Source organism: Pantoea sp. UYEF8, assembly GCF_040546285.1.
GTDB lineage: Bacteria > Pseudomonadota > Gammaproteobacteria > Enterobacterales > Enterobacteriaceae > Pantoea > Pantoea brenneri.
The window spans coordinates 22713-28712 of the sequence record NZ_JBEPNM010000023.1; the positions used below are offsets into that span (position 1 = coordinate 22713).

Genomic DNA, 6000 nt, shown 5'->3' on the forward strand with positions numbered 1-6000 from the left:
CGATCCTCGTCAGCCAGCAGTATAACTGATGAATGTTATTATGGATGGCGCGGTTACAGATATTACCGCCCTACTATAGGTTCAGATGCCGCTAAGTCCGCCAGCGGTTTGAACGCGGCAATAGCTGTGAGCAGGTCAGCGCGCTTAGCGCCCTGACAGTGGATTTTTTCCGCCAGTCTTCAACAGTGCGTTACGTCGGATTCAATCAGTCCTGCTAATCCTGCATATGTATTGTGCGTTGGTGGGGACTCAAGAGTTGATTAAGGGATAGCTCAGATCGCGTACCACCTGAACATTGCTGCATTTGCTTACTGGTCAGTTGCCGCTGATTAAGGAAGGTTGCGGCACTTGTTTTTCCATAGATGCACCAATGACCGCTTTCAGATTGTCTGAATGTATGGCTAATAAACAGCCAGCACTTCCGTCTTCACCTTCCCGGGCACCACTGTCCCATTAAGCCCCTGACCGTCGATCGTCGCGCCGCCCTGAGTGATGCCGCCGCTCGGGAAAAGTTTCCCAAACTGCGGATAATCCTCAAGCTGATAAGCAACTGTGTCGCCAGGGCTGGGCGTTATAGAACGATCAACAGCACAAATCCTTCCGGCGTTTCGATGCGTATCGTGTTGGCCGGGTTCGGCATCAGAATATCGTTCAGGTTAAGCCGCTGCTCAACATGGTCCTGCGCAGGAGATAGAAAGCCCATAGTTACCTCACATATCCCATGTTAATCAGTGCGTAAGTGCGGTTTTCATCGCCATCAGTTAACAGCTCTTTGAACATGTTCTGTTCGCGCCGTATCCACTAATTGCACTATTACAGCGTCCATATGTGGTTGAACGCCTCAAGTTTTCGCTGGAATGTTCCGGTGGTGGCCACTCGCCGGCCCATGCCGACTCTGATTATGGCCTGAAAAAAGGCACCTTTGATTGCGTAGTCGTGTGGCATGATGGCCCCTGATGAATACTGTATTTATATACAGTAAAATCAATCGGCGAATTCGATCAAACGAGACGGAAAAGACATAAGCTAAAATGTTGATATGGAAGGAGGTTGTTTTGATGGATGCCGCGGAAAGTGGCTATGCTTTAAGCATACACCGCAGCCTACTGAGAGAGGTGCGGGTTACCTCTGCCCCGTCGCCGGGGCTTTTTTATGCTGTTACATATCTTATCAATACTTGCCTTAGCTTTAACTGGATGACAAGATCCGGCGCATTCTGAAATATAGGTCATCACATGATTAAGCTTTTTGCCCGATACGCCTCTGTAGGTGTGGTCAACACACTAATCCATTGGGTTGTATTCACTGCTTTCTACACTCATGGGCAGTCTCAGTCTCTGTCGAATTTTGCCGCTTTCTGCTGCGCCGTCACTTTTTCCTTCTTCGCAAACGCAAAATGGACCTTCAATGCTGAAGCAACCACTATTCGTTACCTGCTTTACCTCTTCTTCATGGGTGGCATGGCGTCAGCTGTCGGCCTGTATGCAGATCGCACCAAAGCAAACCCCATCATGACGCTGGTTGTTTTCTCCTTCATAAGTCTTTTGTGCGGATTCATATATTCGAAATTTATTGTTTTTAAGGAAAAATCATGAAAATTTCTCTTGTGGTTCCAGTTTTTAACGAGGAAGAAGCAATTCCAATTTTTTATCGAGAAGTCCGGAACTCTCTTGAAGAATGGGATGTTGAAATCGTTTTCGTGAATGATGGAAGCAGTGATGGCACAGAGGCAATAATCAATGCACTCGCAATATCTGATCCTTCTGTGAAGCCAATATCTTTCACGCGAAACTTTGGAAAAGAACCCGCTCTTTTTGCCGGGCTAGAATACGCCACTGGTGATGCAGTCATCCCTATTGACGTTGATTTGCAGGACCCTATCAATGTTATTCCTCGCATGATAGAGGCGTGGAAAAATGGGGCCGATATGGTTTTAGCGAAACGAACTGACCGTACAAGCGATGGTCATCTTAAAAGAAAAAGTGCGGAGTGGTTCTATCACCTTCACAATAAAATAAGCTCCCCGAAAATTGAAGAAAATGTAGGGGACTTCCGTCTCATGTCACGTGATGTCGTTGAGAGCATAAAACTGCTTCAAGAGAGAAACCTTTTCATGAAAGGTATTCTTTCTTGGGTTGGTGGCAAAGTAGACGTCGTAGAATACGCGCGAGCAGAACGTGTTGCTGGAACTTCAAAATTTAATGGCTGGAAGCTATGGAATCTGGCACTGGAAGGGATCACATCATTCTCGACGTTCCCTCTAAGGGTATGGACTTATTTAGGTTTAATCATAGCTGGGATATCTTTTATTTATGCTTCCTACTTGATTGCTGACACATTAATTTTTGGAAATCCAGTTAGAGGATATCCATCAATAATGGCGTCAATATTATTCTTAGGCGGCGTACAGTTAATTGGGGTCGGTGTATTGGGAGAATATGTCGGCAGAATTTACATTGAGATCAAACAAAGACCGAGATATATTTTAAAAAATGGAAAATAATTCAATATTAAGAAAACCTTGTACTCCACCTGATTACAAAAGTTCTCACAGCATTAAATTTATGAATTTTATACCTGTACTACTTGGTGTTTTTTTCTTTTTGTATATCTATGGCTTTAGGCCGCTAGGCGTTACAAACATATCCTGGCTTGGTGGGGGTGACGGGCTTCAAAACTATATAGGCTGGGAGTTCTTTAGGTATTCAGGCTGGAATTTTCCGGTTATTGGTTTGTCAAATAACTATGGCTTAGATGTTAGTAGCTCAATAGTTTTTACGGACTCCAACCCACTACTTTCAATAATTTTTAAAATATTTTCAGGAATACTCCCAGACACATTTCAGTTTTTCGGAGTGTGGCTATTAACTTGCTGCTTACTTCAATCCTTGTTTGCATGGAATATAATAAAGATCTATACATCCAGTAATGCTATATGCATAGCTGGAACTCTTGTTTTTATGTTTACTCCAGCATGGATTAATCGTGTTGCGCACATAAATCTTATGGCTCATTTTTTATTGCTTGCTGCTTTATATTTAACACTGAAAAGGAATAAAAATAATCTTTTTGAGTGGCCTTTACTGATTTGCCTGGCATGCAGCATACATTTTTATTTAGCAATGATGGTTATGATCATATGGTTTTACAACCTAATTTCAAAATTAGCTTTTAAGGAGACATCCTTAAAGCCAGTAGCAATAGAAGCGCTTTTAGCCTTTGTGATGGTGGCGCTAACTTTGTTTACATTGGGTTACTTTACGGTTGATGATGTTTCTGATCGTGGAGGTTTTGGTGCTTATAACAATAATTTACTCTCGCCAATCATGACCTCTGGTTGGTCATTATTCCTTTCAACTAACAAGCTAGGTTCATCGCCTTTTGAGTCAATGAATTATTGGGGCTTGGGTGTTATATTGCTAGCTTTAACAGCATTTTTTTTAATACTGCCAGAGGTGAGGAGAACCAAATTAAACAGGAAGAAAGCCGCATTATCTGCATCTTGCTTTACACTTATAGTTATAGCAACAACAAATAATATTGAATTGGGAAAATATTCTTTTTTTGTCCCACTCCCTTACAAACTACTAGATTCCCTTTCCATATTGCGGGGTTCTGCACGTTTTTTTTGGGGCGTGACTTATATTGCCATATCAGCTTCAATGATCGTTGTTCTTAAGAAATGTAGTCATAAGACTGCCATGATTCTTTTTACATCGTTTGCTCTACTACAAATTGCAGACATTAGTAAGGGTTATTCCCGCGAAAACTTTTACTTTCATCGCGAGCATGGTTCAGAACAAAACCTATCCAATAGCTTTTGGAAAGAAGGTATTAAATCTTACAAAGCTATAAGGTATGTGCCCTTTGAAAACAGAGGTCGTCACTGGCAAACTGTGTCATTGATTGCTTTAGAAAACAAGATCCCGACAGACGCAGTTTACATGGCGCGCTTTAGCAATTTTAAAGCGGATGAAATGAATGAATCTATTATTCATGATATTGTATATGGCGAGTATGATGATGATACTGTATATATTATCCGGGATGATATTGTAAATATGGTTCACCTAAAAAAGGGTGACAATGTGTATAGAATAGATGGATTAAATGTCCTTGCTCCTCATTTGAAAAATTGCGAACAATGCCAATTAATCAAACCGAAAAATTTAAATTCATATGTTATATTCCCGAGGTTCTGGGGGATTTCCGAGCCATTAGGCTTTTGGAATGGAGCCAGATTCACCACTGTGCTTATTAATAGCAAAACGGAAACAAATAAAGTATCATTAAAATATAATGTATTTACTACTTCAAAAAACCCAACACAACGAGTTATATTCAAAGTTGATGGGGAGCTAATAAAAGAAAAGGTTTCAAGTGGAATCGATGAAGTAAATCTTGAGTGGGCAAACAAGGCAACCCAAAAGGTTTCCATGTTAACTATTGAGACCCCTGATGCGATTACACCTCGTAGCGTAGGATTAAACAACGATGCCCGAATAATTGGCATTGGAATTTTATCTATAAAAAATAGCACCCAAGATCATTCTCATTATTCTCTCTAAAACACTCCCCTCATGGAGGGGAGTATTCATCATGGCAACGTAGCAGTATCAAATAGCATTTGTTTTGTTGCCACATTGGCCGCGATTAACTGTTCTTTGTTCTGCTGCTGTTCTTATTGGGTCGGCGGTGGTGCGACAAACTCACTGTTGCTGAAGGTGAATCCCGTGCTGATATATGCACCTTAAGGAACTTCAACAGCAGTCAACTCATCGCCAAAATCAACCTGGGTTCACCATCCCAAATCACCCGATTTTCAACACAATTTTTTTGCTAATCAGCGCCCAATTTCGCACTTATGCTTCATCACCCATTTCAATCACCATTCAATAATTACAATTCCGCCTGAACCAGCGCTGCCATTACCACCAGTCGTGCTGTCTGAAGTGGTATACCGCCCACCGCCACCTCAATAACCATAAGCCGACCTGCCGTCGGCGGCGGTTGCTTCAGCATTGCCGGATCGTGCAGCCCCGCCACCGAATGGGCCTGACGCGCCGGCACCACCGGAACCACCTAGCGTTCCTGCAATGACATCCTGACCTGATGTGCCCCCAGGCGCACCAGCGCCAGAGTTGCCGCCTGCCGCGGCTTTGCCAGCTCCAGCAGTTGCGTTAGCGCCTCCGCTACCGGTTGCACCGCCGGTCAATGCGACAAGACTACCGACTATTATATTGCCACCATGGCCTCCAGTGCCGCCCGATGAACTTCTTGCCCCCGCCGTTCCCGCCAAACCAACAGTAACAGAAATAGCCTGATCGGGTGTTACGTTGTAAGGAACCTTGATATTTTCTTGCCCAGCGCCACCACCTGCGCAGCCAGAGACATAGATTGTTTTGATGCCAGCAGGAACCGTAAAAGAGCCACTCCCGGTGAAAGTTTTTTGGTGATCAGCTACCCTATCAAGGCGCGAATTGCTGACAGAAGCTGATTATTGTCACTCTTGTTTAAAGTAACTCCAGCCGCTTCAATCGTTCTTGCTATTTCTTCCTGAACTGCATCAAAAAAGTTTGCATCCAGCGCTGTAGACAGCTCACCGGTCTGAGGGTCTCCGCCGGTAAACCCATTTTTACCCGAGCCAAATTTTTCGTTGGGTTGAAACCCGCCGTTATATACATGCGTCCTGAGTGCGCTGTAATACTCAACGATATAATCTGTTATCTCATGGGCAGCATCGCTGTAGCTTACGTAATCAGCCACTGGCACCCACCCATTCTTCAGGCTCCTGAAGAAACGCTCCATCGGGCTGTTATCCCAGCTGTTTCCACGTCGACTCATACTCTGTCTGAGCCGGTATCGCCCCAGTAACTGCCGGCCCTGTCTGCTTGTATAATGACTGCCCTGGACGCCCTTCTAAGAGTCAAGCCGTTAACGGGGTGCTGTTGATCTGCCTGTTTTGATTTCGCAGTAATGTATATACTTCCCGTGAGATAT

General features: G+C 43.7%; 5 protein-coding genes and 1 pseudogene. 3 read left to right on the plus strand and 3 right to left on the minus strand.

What is annotated here, in order from left to right; genetic code table 11:
- Positions 1-571 precede the first annotated feature (571 nt).
- The gene (locus ABIB18_RS22745; RefSeq protein WP_279811450.1) at positions 572-703 is read right to left on the minus strand and encodes a hypothetical protein; all 132 of its coding nucleotides are present in this window, start codon (positions 701-703) and stop codon (positions 572-574) included.
- Positions 704-1235: 532 nt separating this feature from the next.
- On the opposite strand from ABIB18_RS22745, the gene ABIB18_RS22750 reads away from it, so the two are divergent.
- From ABIB18_RS22750 to ABIB18_RS22760, 3 genes are all read left to right on the plus strand, one after another.
- Positions 1236-1595 (plus strand): GtrA family protein, encoded by a 360-nt coding sequence (locus ABIB18_RS22750; RefSeq protein ID WP_312056496.1) that lies wholly within the window; start codon positions 1236-1238, stop codon positions 1593-1595.
- The gene (locus ABIB18_RS22755; RefSeq protein ID WP_354475842.1) at positions 1592-2503 is read left to right on the plus strand and encodes a glycosyltransferase family 2 protein; all 912 of its coding nucleotides are present in this window, start codon (positions 1592-1594) and stop codon (positions 2501-2503) included. The genes ABIB18_RS22750 and ABIB18_RS22755 overlap by 4 nt, the downstream gene beginning before the upstream one ends.
- 61 nt (positions 2504-2564) lie before the next feature.
- A complete protein-coding gene (locus ABIB18_RS22760; RefSeq protein WP_354475844.1) occupies positions 2565-4568 on the plus strand; it encodes a DUF6311 domain-containing protein in 2004 nt (667 codons plus the stop codon).
- Between the two features lie 331 nt (positions 4569-4899).
- Here ABIB18_RS22760 and ABIB18_RS22765 read toward each other — a convergent pair whose 3' ends face one another.
- Both ABIB18_RS22765 and ABIB18_RS22770 read right to left on the minus strand, forming a co-directional pair.
- The gene (locus ABIB18_RS22765; protein WP_354475846.1) at positions 4900-5082 is read right to left on the minus strand and encodes a hypothetical protein; all 183 of its coding nucleotides are present in this window, start codon (positions 5080-5082) and stop codon (positions 4900-4902) included.
- Positions 5083-5652: 570 nt separating this feature from the next.
- A pseudogene (locus ABIB18_RS22770) lies at positions 5653-5910 on the minus strand (integrase core domain-containing protein); the annotation flags it as partial.
- Positions 5911-6000 lie beyond the last annotated feature (90 nt).

Excerpts from the sequence above, each read along its gene's own strand:
- ABIB18_RS22745 (WP_279811450.1), bottom strand. The coding sequence starts at position 703 with ATGGGCTTTCTATCTCCTGCGCAGGACCATGTTGAGCAGCGGCTTAAC.
- ABIB18_RS22750 (WP_312056496.1), top strand. The coding sequence starts at position 1,236 with ATGATTAAGCTTTTTGCCCGATACGCCTCTGTAGGTGTGGTCAACACA.
- ABIB18_RS22755 (WP_354475842.1), top strand. The coding sequence starts at position 1,592 with ATGAAAATTTCTCTTGTGGTTCCAGTTTTTAACGAGGAAGAAGCAATT.
- ABIB18_RS22760 (WP_354475844.1), top strand. The coding sequence starts at position 2,565 with ATGAATTTTATACCTGTACTACTTGGTGTTTTTTTCTTTTTGTATATC.